The sequence below is a fragment of the Enterobacter huaxiensis genome, assembly GCF_003594935.2.
Taxonomy (GTDB): Bacteria; Pseudomonadota; Gammaproteobacteria; order Enterobacterales; family Enterobacteriaceae; genus Enterobacter; species Enterobacter huaxiensis.
The window spans coordinates 2,583,625-2,600,213 of the sequence record NZ_CP043342.1; the positions used below are offsets into that span (position 1 = coordinate 2,583,625).

Here is a 16,589-nt window from a genome sequence, read left to right on the forward strand (position 1 = left end):
CCCTAACCCTCTCCCAAAGGGAGAGGGAACGTTTTCCACCCTCTCCCTTTGGGAGAGGGCTGGGGTGAGGGAAATTCAACCGTTGGCCGCAACCTTGCGCAAATCAAACACCCGGCAGGCTTTCCCTTCCGAGCGCGGAATGCTGCCGCAGTTGACGATCGTCACGTCCGTTGAGATCCCCACCATCGATTTAATGCGGTGGCGCAGCTGGTGGCACACCTGGCAGCGCTGTTCGTGTGAGAGCGTCAAGCTACTCTGTTTCAGCTCGACCTTCACCGAAAGTGAATCAAGATGCCCGCGGCGGTTTACCTCCAGCTGGTAGTGTGGCGAGAGGTGTTCGAACTTAACGATCTCCTCTTCCAGCTGTGACGGGAAGACGTTCACGCCGCGAATAATGAGCATGTCGTCGCTACGACCGCTGATGCGGTCCATACGCCGCATGGTGCGCGCGGTGCCCGGCAGCAGGCGCGTCAGGTCGCGGGTGCGGTAACGGATCACCGGCAGCGCCTCTTTGGTCAGGGTGGTGAACAGCAGTTCGCCCTGCTCGCCGTCCGCCAGCGGCGTGCCGTCGTTCGGGTTGACGATTTCCGGGTAGAAGTGATCTTCCCAGATGGTCGGGCCATCGGCGGTTTCCAGACACTCCATCGCCACGCCCGGCCCCATCACTTCGGACAGACCATAAATATCGAGCGCGGTAATGCCTAAGCGCTTTTCGATCTCCCGACGCATGGCCTGCGTCCACGGCTCGGCGCCAAATACGCCGACGCGCAGGGAGCATTTGCTGGCGTCTCCGCCCATCTGGCGCTCCAGTTCTTCAATCAGGTTAAGGCAGTAGGACGGCGTCACCATGATCATATCCGGCTGGAAGTCGCGGATCAGCTGCGCCTGCTTCTCCGTCTGGCCGCCGGACATCGGGATCACCGTCGCGCCTAAGCGTTCGGCACCATAGTGCGCGCCCAGCCCGCCGGTAAATAGCCCGTAGCCGTAGGCCACGTGAATTTTGTCCTTCGCGCTGCCGCCCGCGGCACGCAGGGAGCGGGCCACAATGTTCGCCCAGTTGTCGATGTCGTTTTGGGTGTAACCCACCACGGTCGGTTTGCCGGTAGTGCCGGAGGAGGCATGGATACGCACGACCTGCTCCATCGGCACCGCAAAGGTGTCGAACGGGTAGTTGTCGCGCAGGTCCTGCTTGGTGGTGCACGGGAACTTTTGCAGGTCCGCCAGCTCGTTAAAGTCGTCAGGGTGAACGCCCGCCGCGTCAAACTTGCGTTTGTACATGGGAACGTTGCTGTAGGCGTGATGGAGCGTCCACTTCAGGCGCTCCGTCTGCAGTGCCTGCAGTTCATCAACGGACGCGGTTTCGATCGAATCAAGCTTTGTTGTATTTGTCGTGGTCATTGTAGGGTGCTCACATTGTAGTTTGATCAAACGCGCTCAAGGATCATGGCAATACCCTGACCCACACCGATGCACATCGTACACAGCGCATAGCGCCCGCCGCGTCGGTGCAGTTCGTTGCTCGCCGCCAGCGCCAGCCTGGCACCGCTCATTCCCAGCGGGTGGCCTAACGCAATGGCTCCCCCGTTCGGGTTGACGTGCGCGGCATCGTCCGGCAGCCCCAGCTGACGCAGCACGCCCAGCGCCTGCGATGCAAAGGCTTCATTCAGCTCAATGACGTCCATATCGGTAATGCTTAATCCGGCGCGCTCCAGCACCCTGCGGGTAGCGGGCACCGGGCCTAACCCCATCAGACGCGGTTCCACGCCTGCGGTCGCCATTGCCACAATACGCGTGCGCGGCACCAGACCCTGCGCGAGCGCCATCTGCTCGCTGGCGATAATCAGCGCCGCGGCGCCGTCGTTCACGCCGGAGGCATTCCCCGCCGTGACCACACCATTTTTACGGAACGGGGTTTTCAGCGCGCTGAGCTGCTCCAGGGTGGTGTCCGCGCGCGGATGCTCATCCTCGCTCACTTCCGTCACCGCGCCTTTTTTCCCCGGCACCCGCACCGGCACAATCTCCTGCGCCAGCGCGCCGTTTTGCTGCGCCTGCGCGGTACGCTGCTGGCTGCGCAGGGCAAACGCGTCCTGATCGGCGCGGCTGATATTTAACAATTCAGCTACATTCTCCGCCGTTTCCGGCATGCTGTCAGTTCCGAATTGCTGATGCATGAGCGGATTCACAAATCGCCAGCCGATGGTGGTATCAAAAATCTCCGCCTGGCGCTGGAAAGCTGCGGTCGCTTTGCCCATCACGAAGGGCGCGCGAGACATAGATTCAACGCCGCCGGCAATCAGCAGATCGCCATCACCGGCTTTAATGGCGCGCGCTGCAAAGCCAATCGCGTCCAGGCCGGAACCACACAGCCGGTTGATCGTGGTGCCGGATACCGTCTGCGGTAACCCCGCCAGCAGCGCCGACATGCGCGCCACGTTACGGTTATCTTCCCCCGCCTGGTTCGCGCAGCCGAAGATAACATCGTCAATGCGCTCCAGATCCAGCTGCGGATAACGCGCCAGCAGCGCCCGCAGCGGAACAGCCCCCAGATCGTCGGCGCGAACGCCTGATAGCGCCCCGCCGTAGCGACCGACCGGGGTACGAACACCATCACAAATAAATGCGTCACGCATCAGGCTTCTCCTGTCACACTGCCGCCAATGCGGTGAGATTTCCCGCGAAAGAGAGCGACCGTTTTCTGTTGTTGATTGTGGATTTCAATGTCGTACACGCCGGTCATTTTGCCCTGATGCTTCACCCGCGCGGTGGCGGTGAGCCTGTCCCCGGCAAATCCCGGACGCAGAAAGTCTATGGAGCAGCCCGACGCCACTGCCGCCAGCCCCTGGCTGTTGCAGGCGTAGGCGAAGGCGGTGTCCGCCAGCGAAAACAGCTGTCCGCCGTGGCAGGTTTTATGGCCGTTAAGCATCTGCGGGGTGACAGTCATCGTGACTACCGCATAGCCTTCGTCCATTTCAATGATGTCGATGCCCAACGCCTGGGCGCAGGCGTCCTGTTCATACATGGTGCGGGCGTTGTGCCAGGCGTTATGACTCATAGCTACTCTCCAGAAGCGCACGCTGGCGCAGCAGTGAACAGGGGCGATAGCGCTCTTCGCCATAGTGACGCTGAAGGTTTTCCAGCAGCGCCAGTAAACGCTGCCAGCCCAGACGCTCGCCCCACGCAATCGGGCCGTTTGGGTAATTCACCCCGAGGCGCATGGCGGTATCGATATCTTTCTCGCTGGCGACCCCTTTCTGCAGAGCGTCCAGCGCTTCGTTGGCGATCATTGCCACCGTGCGCCAGACCAGCAGGCCGGGGTAGTCGGCAATCTGAACCACGCGCTTGCCCTGCTGCTGCAGATAGAAAACGGCTTTTTGCGTGGCGGAATGCGGGTTACTGGCGGCAGCGGCGATGACGGCGACATCGCGTTCGATACGGTCAACGACCACCACCGGGCGGCCATGCTTCACGGCCAGCGACTGCGCCGTTTCGCCCTGCGTTTCAACCAGCAGGACCTCATCCAGTTCCGTGACGCCGTCACTTTTTCGCTCCGCGCTCATGGGGCTGAAGCTATCGCTGACGGCCTGCAGCCAGCTCACGCCGGGCCTGTCGCTCTGCCAGTCATAAACGCCCTTGCCGCTTTTTTTACCCAGCCTTCCCGCCAGAACCAGCTCCTGCTGCACCAGCGAGGGCAGAAAACGTCGCTCCTGCCAGAAGGCGTTGAACACGGAGCAGGTCACGGCGAAGTTGACGTCCTGACCTATCATGTCGGTCAGCTCAAGAGGCCCCATCGGAAAACCGCCGCCTTCGCGCAGCGCGGCGTCGATCGTCTCAGGCGCTGCAACCTGCTCTTCCAGCGCGCGCCAGGCCTCGGAGTAGAACGGGCGCGCCACGCGGTTAACAATAAATCCCGGCGTTGACTGGCAGCGCACCGGCTGTTTTCCCCAGTTCATGGCCAGCTCGCACAAGACATCTGCCGCTTCCGATGACGTTGCCAGCCCGCTTACCACTTCCACCAGCTTCATGACCGGTGCCGGGTTGAAAAAGTGCAGCCCCGCCACGCGCTCGGGATGGGGAAGATCGGCGGCAATCGCCGTGACGGAGATTGATGACGTATTGCTGGTCAACAGCGTCTGCGGCGGGCAGATCTCAGCCAGCTGTTTAAACAGGGCTTTTTTGACCTCCAGACGCTCGGACGCTGCTTCAATGACCAGGTCGGCAGCCGCAAGGGCCTGAATGTCGGTCACCGGGATCAGCCGGGCGAGGATCTGCGCGCTGGCGTCCGCGGAGAGCTTTCCGCGCGTCACCCTTGAAGCCAGGCGCTGGCGGATGCCGTCAATCGCACGCGAAATCGCGTCGGAGGCGATATCGTAAATCAGAACCTGATGGCCGTAGCTTGCCGCCACTTCGGCAATCCCCGCGCCCATCGTGCCGCTGCCAATCACCGCGACAGTGTGAATATTGACCATCTTATTTCCCCGTAAAGTTCGGCGCGCGTTTCGCCAGAAAGGCGCTGACGCCCTCGCGGTAGTCGTCGCTGCGCCCGGCAAGGCGCTGATAGTCACGTTCGAGATCGAGCTGCGCGTCCAGGGTGTTGGTTTCGGCGGCGCCGATCGCCTGCTTAATCAGCCCCAGGCCATACGTCGGCTGTGACGCGAAGTGCAGCGCCATCTGCTGCGCCGCGGCGGAGAGCTGTTCATCGTCCACCACCTGCCAGATCATCCCCCAGGCCAGCGCCTGCTCGGCGCTCAGTTTGTCACCCAGCAGCGCCAGCCCCATCGCGCGGGCGCGCCCGGCGACGCGCGGCAGCAGCCAGGTGCCACCGCAGTCCGGCACCAGGCCGAGCTTGCTGAAGGCCATCACGAAGTGAGCGGAACGCGCCGCAATCACCATGTCGCAGCCCAGCGCCAGCGTGGCACCGGCCCCCGCCGCCACGCCGTTGACGGCGCAAATCACCGGTTTCGGCAGTTTCGCCAGGCGGCGCACCAGCGGGTTGTAAAAGGTTTCAACGGACATCCCCAGGTCCGGCGCCGGGCCGTTCGGGTCTACGTTGCGGTCGTTCAGGTCCTGCCCCGCGCAGAAGCCGCGCCCCGCCCCGGTGAGCAGCAGGCAGCGGACGGCGTCATCGCGCTCGGCCTGCTTCAGGCATTCGGAGAGCTGCTGGTGCATCACGTCGTTAAAGCTGTTTAAACGCTCGGGACGGTTCAGCGTAAGGGTCATCACGCCTTGCTCTACTTGACTCAGAATAAATTCCACGGTTAGCGTCCTTTAAAGTCGGGGGTGCGTTTTTGTAAGAAGGCGTCGATGCCCTCGCGGCGATCGTCCGTCGCGGAAAGCAGCGTAAACAGCTGACGTTCCTGCGCCAGCCCGGCCTGCAGCCCCACCTCCTGCGACTGGCGCAGCGCCTGCTTCGCGGCCTGCAGCGCCAGCGGCGAATGGCGAGCCATCAGCGCCGCCTGCTTCAGGGCATACTCCAGCGTGAGGGAGGCCGGGAACACGTCGCTAACCAGCCCCGCGCTCAGCGCCCGCTGCGCGGTAAGGCTCTCACCGGTCAGCACCATTTTGCTGGCCAGCGATTTGCCCACGCAGCGAATCAGGCGCTGCGTCCCCCCCGCGCCGGGCATAATGCCCAGCGTGATTTCAGGCAGACCAAAGCGGGCGTTATCTCCGGCAATGACCACGTCACACAGCAGCGCCAGCTCGCAGCCCGCCCCCAGCGCAAAGCCGTTCACGGCGGCGATCAGCGGTTTAGTGAACGCGTTGATGCGCGCCCACAGCTGCGGACGGATATCGTTCAGGGTGGCGGGCAGATCTTTTTCTGCCATTTCGTTGAGATCCGCCCCGGCGGCGAAGCAGCGCTCGTTGCCGTAAATCACCGCGACGGAGATATCGCCATCAAGCGCGGCGCGTTCGAGTTCATCCGCAACCTGCGCCAGAAGCGCGTTGTTAAGCGCGTTACGCGCCGCCGGGCGGTTAAGCGTCAGCTGCAGCACGCGGCCATGGCGGGTGATAATCAGTTCGCTCATGCCATCCCCTTCGCGTCAAAATCGACGACCACGTCGGCGGTTAACGGCAGCGCCTGACAGCTCAACACATATCCCGCCGCCAGTTCGTCAGGTTCAAGACTGTAGTTGGTCGCCATATCGACTTTGCCGCGCAGCACTTTGCACTTGCAGGTGGCGCACACGCCGCCCTTGCAGGCGTACGGCAGATCCGCGCCCTGGCGCAGGGCCGCATCGAGAATGCTTTCGTCGTCCGCCGTCAGGGTGATTTCGCGGTCGCGACCGTCCTGGCGCACGGTCACTTTTTGCCCTTCTGCCTGCACGCTCACGGCACGCTTCACGGCCGTTCCCGGGGTGTTGAAGCGCTCAAGGTGAATGGATTTTTCCGGCATTCCCAGCGCCTTCAGCGCCGCTTGTGCATCGTCCATCATCACCGACGGGCCGCAGATGAAGGCCTCGTCGTACTGACGGAAGTCGATCAGCTTTTTTGCCAGCGCCTGCAGCTTTTCACCGTCGATGCGGCCGTGCAGCAGGTCGCTGTCCAGCGTCTCCTGGCTGAAGATGGACACCAGCTGCAGCCGCTGCGGATATTTGTCCTTCAGGTCCGCCAGCGCCTGGCGGAACATCATGCTCTGGCTGCTGCGGTTGCCGTAAATCAGGGTGAAATGGCTGTTTGGTTCGGTGACCAGCGTGGCGGATAAAATCGCCAGCATCGGGGTGATCCCGGAGCCTGCGGCTATCGCCAGATAGTGGCCTTCCCGTTCGGCCTGCGGCTGATAGCCAAAATGCCCCTGTGGAACCATGACGTCCAGCGCCATGCCCTGTTTGATCTCGTCCCGGGCATAGCGGGAGAAACGCCCGCCTTCGATGGCTTTGACCGCCACGCTGATTTCGCCCGGCGCGGCGCTGCGGCAGATGGAGTAGCAGCGGCGCAGCTCATCCCCACCAAGGTTCGCTTTCAGCGTCAGGTGTTGCCCGGGACGAAAACGGTAAGCGTCCTGCAGATCCTGCGGCACCGCGAAGGTAATCGTCACCGCGTCGCGGGTTTCGGGTTCCACTTTGGCCACGGTTAATGAATGAAACGTTGTCATGGCAGCCTCAAATACATTTGAAATAGTCGAAAGGCTCACGGCAGGAATTGCAGCGATAGAGCGCTTTGCAGGCCGTTGAGCCAAATTCACTGATAAGCGAGGTGTTAGTGCTCGCGCAGCGCGGGCAGCTCACCTCCAAAGGTGCGTGCGCGTGACAGCTGTGGCCGACGGGCGGGCTGATGCCGTATGCCCGCAGGCGCTCGCGCGCGTCGGCCGTCATCCAGTCCGTTGTCCAGGCGGGTTCCAGCTGGAGCACAATATGCACCGGGGTAAACCCCTGCGCGCTCATCGCGTCGCGGATCGCGCCCAGCAGGTGTTCCGTCGCCGGGCAGCCCGAGTAGGTTGGCGTGAAGCCAATAACCCAACCTCCCCCCTGCGCCTTTACGCTGCGCACCATGCCTAAGTCGGTGATGGTCAGGACCGGCACTTCCGGGTCCGGGATCTGGCTTAACAGCGCCCAGATCTGCGGAATTTGCGCGGGCGCGATATCGACGAGACGTTGCATGGCGTTCTCCTTCCTTACCACTGCTGGCCGGGGTAGACGCGCTGGAGATATTGCATTTCTGCCAGCATCGGCCCCAGGTGTTCGGTGTGCAGCCCCTTCTTGCCGCCGGTGCGGTAAGCGGCGTCGTCAGGCACGCTCAGGCGGGCTTCGTGCAGTCCGGCAAAGACTTCGCTTTCCCACGGCTGACGAAGCGCACGCGGGTCAACGGCCACGCCGGTGGCAGCCAGCTCCAGCTCAACGTCGTCGGCGTCAAACAGCTCCGCCGTAAAGCGCCACAGGTCGTTAACCGCCTGCTGCATTTTTTGCGCGGAGGTTTCGGTGCCGTCGCCCAGGCGCACCAGCCAGCCGCGGCTGAAGCGCAGGTGGTAGCGCGCCTCTTTAATCGCTTTGGCGGCGATGGCGGCAAGCTGACCGTCGCTGCTGCGGGTCAGGCGCTCGTAGAGCGCGACGTTCCACGCGTCCATCAGGTACTGGCGAACAAGGGTGTCGGCGAAGCTGCCGTTGGGCTGCTCCACCAGCAGCAAGTTGCGGAACTGACGCTCGTCGCGGCCAAAGGCCAGCGTGTCTTCATCACCCTCGCCTTCACGCTCTGCGGCGTAGGTCAGGAAGTTGCGCGCCTGCCCCAGCAGGTCGAGGCCAATGTTGGCGAGCGCGAGGTCAATCTCCAGCTCCGGCGCGTGGCCGCACCAGGCGCCCAGACGTTGGGAAAGGACCAGACCGTTGTCGCCCAGACGCAGGGCGTATGCAGATACTGTTTTCATCCCGGACCTCACATGTGCTCGATGCCATCAGGGATGGTGTAAAACGTCGGATGTCGATAGACCTTGCTCTCTGCCGGGTCGAAGAATTCGCCGCTCTCTTCCGGCTGGGAGGCGACAATTTCGCTCGCCTTCACGACCCAGATAGAGCAGCCTTCGCTGCGGCGGGTATAGGCATCACGCGCGTTTTCCAGCGCCATGCGGTCGTCAGCAGCGTGAAGACTGCCTACGTGACGGTGTGATAGCCCTTGCTTAGAACGGACAAAAACTTCATATAACGGCCAGTAGACGTTGCTCATGGTGTATTCCTCTTATGCGGCCTGACGGGCGCGTTGCTTTTCGGCATGCGCCAGGGCGGCTTCGCGCACCCACGCCCCGTCGTCCCAGGCTCTGTTTTTTGCAGCCAGACGTTCGTGATTGCAGACCCCGCGGCCGTTTATCACCTCGTCAAATTCATGCCAGTCGATCTCGCCGAAGCGGTAGCTGCCGCTCTCCTCGTCGAAACGCAGATCGGGGTCCGGTACGGTCATGCCGAGCATTTCCACCTGCGGAACGGTGTTATCCACGAACCGCTGGCGCAGCTCGTCGTTGCCGAAGCGTTTAATTTTCCAGGCGAGGCTGCGGGCGCTGTTCGGCGAGCTGTCGTCGTTCGGGCCAAACATCATCAGCGCGGGCCACCAGAAACGGTTGATGGCGTCCTGCAGCATCTGACGCTGAGATTCACTCCCCTGCGCGAGCGCCATGCAGGCCTCAAAGCCCTGGCGCTGGTGGAAACTCTCTTCTTTACAGATTTTCACCATTGCACGGGCATACGGGCCGTAGGAGGTGCGGCACAGCGCCACCTGGTTGACGATGGCGGCGCCGTCCACCAGCCAGCCGATGACGCCGATGTCGGCCCAGGTCAGGGTGGGATAGTTAAAGATGGAGGAGTATTTCATCTTGCCGTCGAGCATCTTCTGGTAGATGTCTTCCCGGGCGCAGCCCAGCGTTTCCGCCGCGCTGTAGAGGTATAAACCGTGTCCGGCCTCGTCCTGCACTTTTGCGAGCAGGATAGCCTTGCGGCGCAGCGTCGGGGCGCGGGCGATCCAGTTGCCCTCCGGCAGCATGCCGACAATCTCGGAGTGGGCGTGCTGACCAATCTGACGGATCAGCGTCTTACGGTAGGCTTCCGGCATCCAGTCCTGAGGCTCTATCGCCGTCTCCTGCGCTATGCGCTGCTCAAAGCGTTCTTCTTGCGTCACGTTTTCACCCTTATGATTCGTCAATCTGTTTAATAATGCGAAATGGTGAATCACTTCGTTTCTTAAAAGTTACACAAAGGTTAAATATAACCCCAAGGAGTGTTTGCTTATTTTGTGATGCCGCTCGCAAGGCTTTTCAAATGAGGCCCGTACAGGGCCAAACATATCGCCACGTTTCATCATGCCAGATCACAATGTTAACAATTCTTTAAAACTCAGCTTGATTTTTATGATTCACAATTTAACTATTTATGGTGAATTCACGAAACACCTGGAGATAAGCGATGCAGCAGTTAGCCAGCTTCTTGTCCGGCGTCTGGCAGTCTGGCCGGGGCCGCGAGCGCAACATTCATCACGCCATCAGCGGCGAAGCTTTGTGGGAAGTCACCAGCGAAGGGCTGGATATGGCGGCGGCGCGTCGTTACGCCATCGATCGCGGCGGCGAATCCCTTCGCGCCATGACCTTTATCGAGCGTGCAGCCATGCTGAAGGCCGTGGCAAAACATCTGCTTGAGCACAAGGCGCAGTTTTACGCGCTTTCGGCGCAAACGGGCGCGACCAAAGCCGACAGCTGGGTGGATATCGAAGGCGGCATTGGTACCCTGTTCACCTACGCAGGCCTGGGCAGCCGCGAGCTGCCGGACGATACGCTGTGGCCAGAGGACGAGCTGATCCCCCTCTCAAAAGAGGGCGGCTTTGCGGCGCGTCACGTCCTGACGTCGAAATCCGGCGTGGCGGTGCATATCAACGCCTTCAACTTCCCGTGCTGGGGCATGCTGGAAAAACTGGCGCCAACCTGGCTTGCCGGAATGCCCGCCATCATTAAACCCGCCACCGCGACCGCGCAGGTGACGCAGGCGATGGTGAAATCCATCGTCGACAGCGGCCTGGTGCCGGACGGGGCCATCAGCCTGATCTGCGGCGGCGCGGGCGATCTGCTGAGCCAGCTCGACAGCCAGGACGTGGTGACCTTCACCGGCTCCGCCAGCACCGGCCAGACGCTGCGGGTACATCCGAACATCGTGGCGAACGCGATTCCGTTCACCATGGAAGCCGACTCGCTGAACTGCTGCGTGCTGGGCGAAGACGTCACGCCGGAGCAGCCGGAATTCGCCCTCTTCATTCGTGAAGTGGTGCGCGAAATGACCGCCAAGGCCGGGCAAAAATGTACCGCCATTCGTCGCATCATCGTGCCGCAAAGCCAGGCTGATGCCGTCAGCCAGGCGCTGATTGCCCGGCTGGAGAAGGTGGTTGTCGGCGATCCGGCGCAGGAAGGCGTGAAGATGGGCGCGCTGGTGAACGGTGAACAGCGCGCGGACGTGCAGGAAAAAGTCGACCAGCTTGTTGCCGCAGGCTGCCAGGTTCGCCTGGGCGGGAAAGCGGATCTGCAGGCGGCTGGCGCGTTCTTCCCGCCGACCCTGCTCTTCTGCCCGCAGCCGGACGAAACCCCTGCAGTGCATTCCACCGAGGCCTTTGGACCTGTGGCCACGCTGATGCCGTATCGCAATGCGGATCACGCCCTGGAGCTGGCCCGCGCGGGCGGCGGCAGCCTTGCGGGGACGCTGGTAACGGCGGATTTAGCCACCGCCCGCCGGTTTATTGCCGGTGCCGCGCGCGCCCACGGGCGTATTCAGATCCTCAACGAGGAGTCCTCAAAAGAATCTACCGGCCACGGCTCGCCGCTGCCGCAGCTGGTCCACGGCGGCCCGGGCCGTGCAGGCGGTGGTGAAGAGCTGGGCGGCCTGCGCGCGGTGAAACACTATCTTCAGCGCACCGCCGTTCAGGGCAGCCCGTCAATGCTGGCCGCTATCGGCAAGCAGTGGGTGCGCGGTGCAGAGGTTCAGGAAGATCGCGTTCATCCGTTCCGTAAATACTTCGAAGAGCTGCAGCCGGGCGACAGCCTGCTGACGCCGCGCCGTACCCTGACGGAGGCAGATATCGTCAACTTTGCCTGCCTGAGCGGGGATCACTTCTACGCCCATATGGACAAAATCGGCGCGGCGGAGTCGATCTTCGGCGAGCGCGTGGTGCACGGCTATTTCCTGATATCTGCCGCTGCCGGGCTGTTTGTCGATGCGGGCGTTGGCCCGGTTATCGCTAACTACGGCATGGAGAACCTGCGCTTTATCGAGCCGGTCAAACCGGGCGATACCATTCAGGTGCGCCTGACCTGCAAGCGTAAAACGCTGAAAAAACAGCGCACCGCCGATGAAAAACCGACGGGCGTGGTGGAGTGGTCCGTTGAGATATTCAACCAGCACCAGCAGGCCGTGGCGCTCTACTCCATTCTGACGCTGGTGGCCCGCCAGCAGGGCGACTTCAGCTAACTACCCCTCACCCTAACCCTCTCCCCAACGGGGAGAGGGGATTGCTCTGTACGAGCATGTGATTTATCCCCGCTCTTTTTTTAACCTGGCAAGACTGACAAATAACCTGGCAGATGCAGGCAAACGCTTTTCGCGCGCGCCTGTCAGGATAAGGCTGTCACAACACAATAAACACAACAAGATGAGGTCTACGATGGGAAGCAATTCTTCTTTTTCTGCCCGTAGAACGGCACTGGCCATGGCCGTTGCGCTGTGTTGCGCCTGGCACTCCCCTGTTTTCGCACACGGCGGCGAGGCGCATATGGTCCCGATGGACAAAACGCTGCAGGCGTTTGGCGCGGACGTGCAGTGGGATGATTACGCACAGATGTTCACCATCACCAAAGACGGAGCCTTTGTGAAGGTCAAGCCTGGCGCGAAAACCGCCATCGTCAACGGTAAAACCCTGAAGCTGCAGGTGCCGGTGGTAATGAAAAACAAAAAAGCCTTTATCTCCGAGACCTTCATCAACGATGTCTTCCAGTCTGGTCTCGATCAGACTTTCCAGGTGGAAAAACGTCCCCACCCTCTGAACGCCTTAACAGCAGACGAAATTAAGCAGGCCGTCGAGATCGTTAAAGCCTCTGCGGACTTCAAACCCAATACCCGCTTTACCCAGATAGCCCTTGCCGAGCCGGAAAAAGCCAAAGTCTGGAACTTCGTGCTGAACGGCACGGCGGTGGATGCCCCTCGCCAGGCCAACATCACGATGCTCGACGGGAAGCACATCATCGAAAGCCGGGTGGATCTGAAGGATAAAAAGATCCTCAGCTGGGAGCCGATAAAAGACGCGCACGGGATGGTGCTGCTGGATGACTTTACCGCCGTCCAGCAGATCGTTAACGAAAGCGCCGAGTTTGCCGAGGTGCTGAAAAAGCGCGGCATCACCGATACGAAGAAAGTGATCACCACCCCGCTGACCGTCGGGTACTTTGACGGCAAGGATGGCCTGAAGCAGGAAGATTGCCTGCTCAAAGTGGTGAGCTATCTGGACGTGGGCGATGGCAACTACTGGGCGCACCCGATTGAAAACCTGGTGGCGGTTGTTGACCTTGAGCAGAAGAAAATCCAGAAAATCGAAGAAGGCCCGGTGGTCCCGGTTCCGATGACCCCGCGTCCCTATGACGGCCGCGACCGTATTGAAACGGTGAAAAAACCGCTGGAGATCGTCGAGCCGGAAGGCAAGAACTACACCATCACCGGCGACACGGTGCACTGGCAGAACTGGGATTTCCACCTGAGCCTCGACTCCCGCGTTGGGCCCACAATCTCGACCGTGACTTATAACGATAACGGCAAAAAGCGTCAGGTCATGTATCAGGGATCGTTAGGCGGGATGATCGTACCCTATGGTGACCCGGACGTGGGCTGGTACTTCAAAGCCTATCTGGATTCCGGTGACTACGGCATGGGCACCCTGACCTCCCCGCTGGTGCGCGGCAAGGACGTGCCGTCTAACGCCGTGATGCTGAACGAAACCATTCCGGACTACACCGGCGCGCCGATGGAGATCCCCCGCGCAATCGCCATTTTTGAGCGCTACGCCGGGCCGGAGTATAAGCACCAGGAGATGGGCCAGCCGAACGTCAGCACCGAGCGCCGCGAGCTGGTGGTGCGCTGGGTGAGTACCGTGGGCAACTACGACTATATCTTTGACTGGGTCTTCCACGAGAACGGCACCATCGGCATTGATGCAGGAGCAACCGGCATTGAAGCGGTGAAAGGCGTGCAGGCAAAAACCATGCATGACGCAACCGCCAAAGATGACACCAAATACGGCACGCTGATCGACCATAATATTGTCGGCACCACCCACCAGCACATCTATAACTTCCGCCTGGATATGGACGTAGACGGCACCAACAACAAGCTGGTGGCGATGGACCCGGAAGTGAAACCGAACACCGCCGGGGGCCCGCGTACCAGCACCATGCAGATTAACCAGTACGATATCGACACCGAACAGCAGGCCGCGCAGAAGTTTGACCCCGGCACCATTCGACTGCTGAGCAACACCCGTAAAGAGAACCGCATGGGCAACCCGGTGTCGTACCAGATCATCCCTTACGCGGGCGGTACGCATCCGGTGGCAACGGGGGCGAAGTTTGCCCCGGACGAGTGGATTTACCACCGCCTGAGCTTTATGGACAAACAGCTGTGGGTGACGCGCTACCACCCGAATGAGATGTACCCGGAAGGGAAATTCCCTAACCGCTCAACGCACGATACCGGCCTGGGCCAGTACAGCAAGGATAACGAATCGCTGAACGACCAGGACGACGTGGTGTGGATGACCACCGGCACCACGCACGTTGCCCGCGCCGAGGAGTGGCCAATCATGCCTACGGAATGGGTGCATACCCTGCTCAAACCGTGGAACTTCTTCGACGAGACGCCAACGCTTGGCAAGAAAAAAGACGAACAGAAATAAATAACGTACCGGGCGCAACGCCCGGTTTTTCATCTATTTACTTGCTGAATACCACTCCCCGATTATAGTTATTTCACCTCGCGTATTCCCATTGCATCTCTTGAACCACTTTCAGCCAGGACACGAAGTTTCCACAAACGACGTAATACATCACTGAGAGGTTTTAGGATGAGATTTAATTCGATCGTCAGGAGTCTTGCGCTGGCAGGGCTTTTTATTTCCGTCAATTCGGCTTATGCCGCAGAAGCCCCAAAGGATGCGACTGCAGCGACGCAACAAGCCAACAACGCTCTGTTTAATCAGCTTCCCTTCTCCGACAACACTGATTTCACCGACGCCCACAAAGGATTTATTGCCCCTATTCCTCAGGATGTCATCAAAGGGGAACAAGGTAATGTTGTCTGGGACCCGCAGCAATATTCATTTATTAAAGAAGGCGATAAAGCCCCGGATTCCGTCAATCCTAGCTTATGGCGTCAATCACAGTTGATTAATATTAGCGGACTGTTCGAAGTCACCGAAGGCGTATATCAAATACGCAATCTTGACCTGTCGAATATGACCATTATCGAAGGTAAAGAAGGTATTACCGTGGTTGACCCGCTGGTGTCGGCAGAGACGGCCAAAGTCGGGATGGATCTCTACTTTAAAAACCGCGGCAAAAAGCCCGTGGTGGCGGTGATCTACACCCACAGCCACGTGGATCATTACGGTGGCGTGCGCGGCGTGGTTGACGAAGCGGACGTGAAGGCGGGCAAGGTGAAAATCTACGCCCCGGCCGGGTTTATGGAAGCCGCCGTCGCGGAGAACATTATGGCGGGTAACGTCATGAGCCGCCGCGCCAGCTATATGTACGGCAACCTGCTGAAACCCGATGCCAAAGGCCAGGTCGGCGCCGGTCTGGGGACGACCACTTCCGCGGGAACCGTGACCCTGATTGCGCCCACCAACATCATCGAGAAAGATGGTCAGAAAGAGGTCATCGACGGCCTGACCTATGATTTTATGCTCGCGCCTGGCTCTGAAGCCCCGTCAGAAATGCTCTGGTATATCGAAGAGAAAAAGCTGATTGAATCCGCCGAGGACGTGACCCATACCCTGCATAACACCTACTCGCTTCGCGGAGCGAAAATCCGTGAGCCGCTGCCGTGGTCAAAATACATCAACGAAGCGATTGTGCGCTGGGGCGATAAAGCCGAAATCATCATGGCGCAGCACCACTGGCCTACCTGGGGCAACGAAAATGTGGTCAAACTGTTGAAAAGCCAGCGCGATCTCTATCGTTACATCAATGACCAGACCCTGCGCATGGCTAACGAAGGCCTGACGCGCGATGAGATCGCCGCCAACTTTAAGCTGCCGGATTCGCTGGCGCACACCTGGGCCAACCGAGGGTACTACGGCTCGGTAAGCCACGACGTGAAGGCAACCTACGTGCTCTATCTCGGCTGGTTCGACGGCAACCCGGCAACGCTGGATGAGCTGCCGCCAGAAGAAGGCGCGAAGAAGTTCGTTGAATATATGGGCGGCGCGGATGCGATTCTGCAAAAAGCCAAAACCGATTTCGACCAGGGCAACTACCGCTGGGTCGCGCAGGTGGTGAGCAAAGTCGTCTTCGCTGACCCGAATAACCAGGCGGCACGCAACCTTGAAGCGGATGCGCTCGAGCAGCTCGGCTATCAGGCGGAATCCGGTCCGTGGCGCAACTTCTACCTGACCGGCGCGCAAGAGCTGCGTAACGGCGTGGTAAAAGGCCCAACGCCGAATACCGCCAGCCCGGATACCGTACGGGCAATGACGCCAGAAATGTTCTTTGACTACCTGGCGGTGCATATCAACGGTGAAAAAGCGGGTACCGCGAAGTCGGTGTTTAACGTCGATCTCGGCGGCGACGGCGGCAAATATAAGCTCGAACTGGAAAACGGCGTGCTGAACCACACGGCCAAAGCCGAGGCGAAGGATGCTGACGCCACGCTGACCCTTAACCGCGACACGCTGAACAAAATTATCCTCAAAGAGGTGACGCTCAAACAGGCCGAACAGGACGGCGACGTGAAACTCACCGGTGACGGCGCTAAACTGGATTCAATGCTTGGATATATGGATAAATTTGATTTCTGGTTTAACATTGTGACACCGTAACGCTCACGCAAAAGGGCGGTTCGTCCGCCCTTTTCTGCTTCACGTGTTCGCCAGAA

The 16,589-nt window shown here is 60.2% G+C and carries 14 protein-coding genes; 3 read left to right on the forward strand and 11 right to left on the reverse strand.

The window, feature by feature from the left end; genetic code table 11:
- Positions 1–75: 75 nt before the first annotated feature.
- The 11 genes from paaK to paaA are packed head-to-tail and all read right to left on the reverse strand — an operon-like array spanning position 76 to position 9,594.
- Positions 76–1,398, reverse strand: a complete 1,323-nt coding sequence (gene paaK / locus D5067_RS12300) for a phenylacetate--CoA ligase PaaK (protein ID WP_119934357.1) — start codon at positions 1,396–1,398, stop codon at positions 76–78.
- 26 nt (positions 1,399–1,424) lie between these two features.
- Positions 1,425–2,630 (reverse strand): 3-oxoadipyl-CoA thiolase, encoded by a 1,206-nt coding sequence (gene pcaF / locus D5067_RS12305; RefSeq protein WP_119934358.1) that lies wholly within the window; start codon positions 2,628–2,630, stop codon positions 1,425–1,427.
- Positions 2,630–3,052 (reverse strand): hydroxyphenylacetyl-CoA thioesterase PaaI, encoded by a 423-nt coding sequence (gene paaI / locus D5067_RS12310; RefSeq protein WP_119934359.1) that lies wholly within the window; start codon positions 3,050–3,052, stop codon positions 2,630–2,632. The genes pcaF and paaI overlap by 1 nt, the downstream gene beginning before the upstream one ends.
- A complete protein-coding gene (paaH, locus tag D5067_RS12315; protein ID WP_119934360.1) occupies positions 3,042–4,466 on the reverse strand; it encodes a 3-hydroxyacyl-CoA dehydrogenase PaaH in 1,425 nt (474 codons plus the stop codon). The genes paaI and paaH overlap by 11 nt, the downstream gene beginning before the upstream one ends.
- 1 nt (position 4,467) lies before the next feature.
- Positions 4,468–5,217, reverse strand: coding sequence for a 2-(1,2-epoxy-1,2-dihydrophenyl)acetyl-CoA isomerase PaaG (paaG, locus tag D5067_RS12320; protein WP_233606863.1), 750 nt, complete (start codon positions 5,215–5,217; stop codon positions 4,468–4,470).
- A 38-nt stretch (positions 5,218–5,255) separates the two neighbouring features.
- Complete coding sequence (gene paaF / locus D5067_RS12325) at positions 5,256–6,023, reverse strand: 2,3-dehydroadipyl-CoA hydratase PaaF (RefSeq protein WP_119934362.1); 768 nt, start codon at positions 6,021–6,023, stop codon at positions 5,256–5,258.
- Positions 6,020–7,090, reverse strand: coding sequence for a 1,2-phenylacetyl-CoA epoxidase subunit PaaE (paaE, locus tag D5067_RS12330; protein WP_119934363.1), 1,071 nt, complete (start codon positions 7,088–7,090; stop codon positions 6,020–6,022). The genes paaF and paaE overlap by 4 nt, the downstream gene beginning before the upstream one ends.
- Before the next feature lie 7 nt (positions 7,091–7,097).
- Positions 7,098–7,595 carry a 1,2-phenylacetyl-CoA epoxidase subunit PaaD gene (gene paaD / locus D5067_RS12335; protein ID WP_119934364.1) on the reverse strand — a complete coding sequence of 166 codons (498 nt, stop codon included), beginning with the start codon at positions 7,593–7,595 and terminating at the stop codon, positions 7,098–7,100.
- Between the two features lie 14 nt (positions 7,596–7,609).
- Positions 7,610–8,356 carry a 1,2-phenylacetyl-CoA epoxidase subunit PaaC gene (gene paaC, locus D5067_RS12340; RefSeq protein WP_119934365.1) on the reverse strand — a complete coding sequence of 249 codons (747 nt, stop codon included), beginning with the start codon at positions 8,354–8,356 and terminating at the stop codon, positions 7,610–7,612.
- Positions 8,357–8,364: 8 nt separating this feature from the next.
- Positions 8,365–8,652 carry a 1,2-phenylacetyl-CoA epoxidase subunit PaaB gene (paaB, locus tag D5067_RS12345; RefSeq protein WP_003857353.1) on the reverse strand — a complete coding sequence of 96 codons (288 nt, stop codon included), beginning with the start codon at positions 8,650–8,652 and terminating at the stop codon, positions 8,365–8,367.
- 12 nt (positions 8,653–8,664) lie between these two features.
- Positions 8,665–9,594, reverse strand: coding sequence for a 1,2-phenylacetyl-CoA epoxidase subunit PaaA (gene paaA, locus D5067_RS12350; protein WP_233606856.1), 930 nt, complete (start codon positions 9,592–9,594; stop codon positions 8,665–8,667).
- A 284-nt stretch (positions 9,595–9,878) separates the two neighbouring features.
- On the opposite strand from paaA, the gene paaZ reads away from it, so the two are divergent.
- The 3 genes from paaZ (at position 9,879) to D5067_RS12365 (ending at position 16,533) form a co-directional block, all read left to right on the forward strand.
- Entirely contained in the window at positions 9,879–11,921 is a 2,043-nt protein-coding gene (gene paaZ / locus D5067_RS12355; protein WP_119934367.1) for a phenylacetic acid degradation bifunctional protein PaaZ, read from the forward strand.
- A 193-nt stretch (positions 11,922–12,114) separates the two neighbouring features.
- Positions 12,115–14,391, forward strand: a complete 2,277-nt coding sequence (gene tynA / locus D5067_RS12360) for a primary-amine oxidase (RefSeq protein WP_119934368.1) — start codon at positions 12,115–12,117, stop codon at positions 14,389–14,391.
- A gap of 168 nt (positions 14,392–14,559) precedes the next feature.
- Positions 14,560–16,533 (forward strand): alkyl/aryl-sulfatase, encoded by a 1,974-nt coding sequence (locus D5067_RS12365; protein ID WP_119934369.1) that lies wholly within the window; start codon positions 14,560–14,562, stop codon positions 16,531–16,533.
- Positions 16,534–16,589 lie beyond the last annotated feature (56 nt).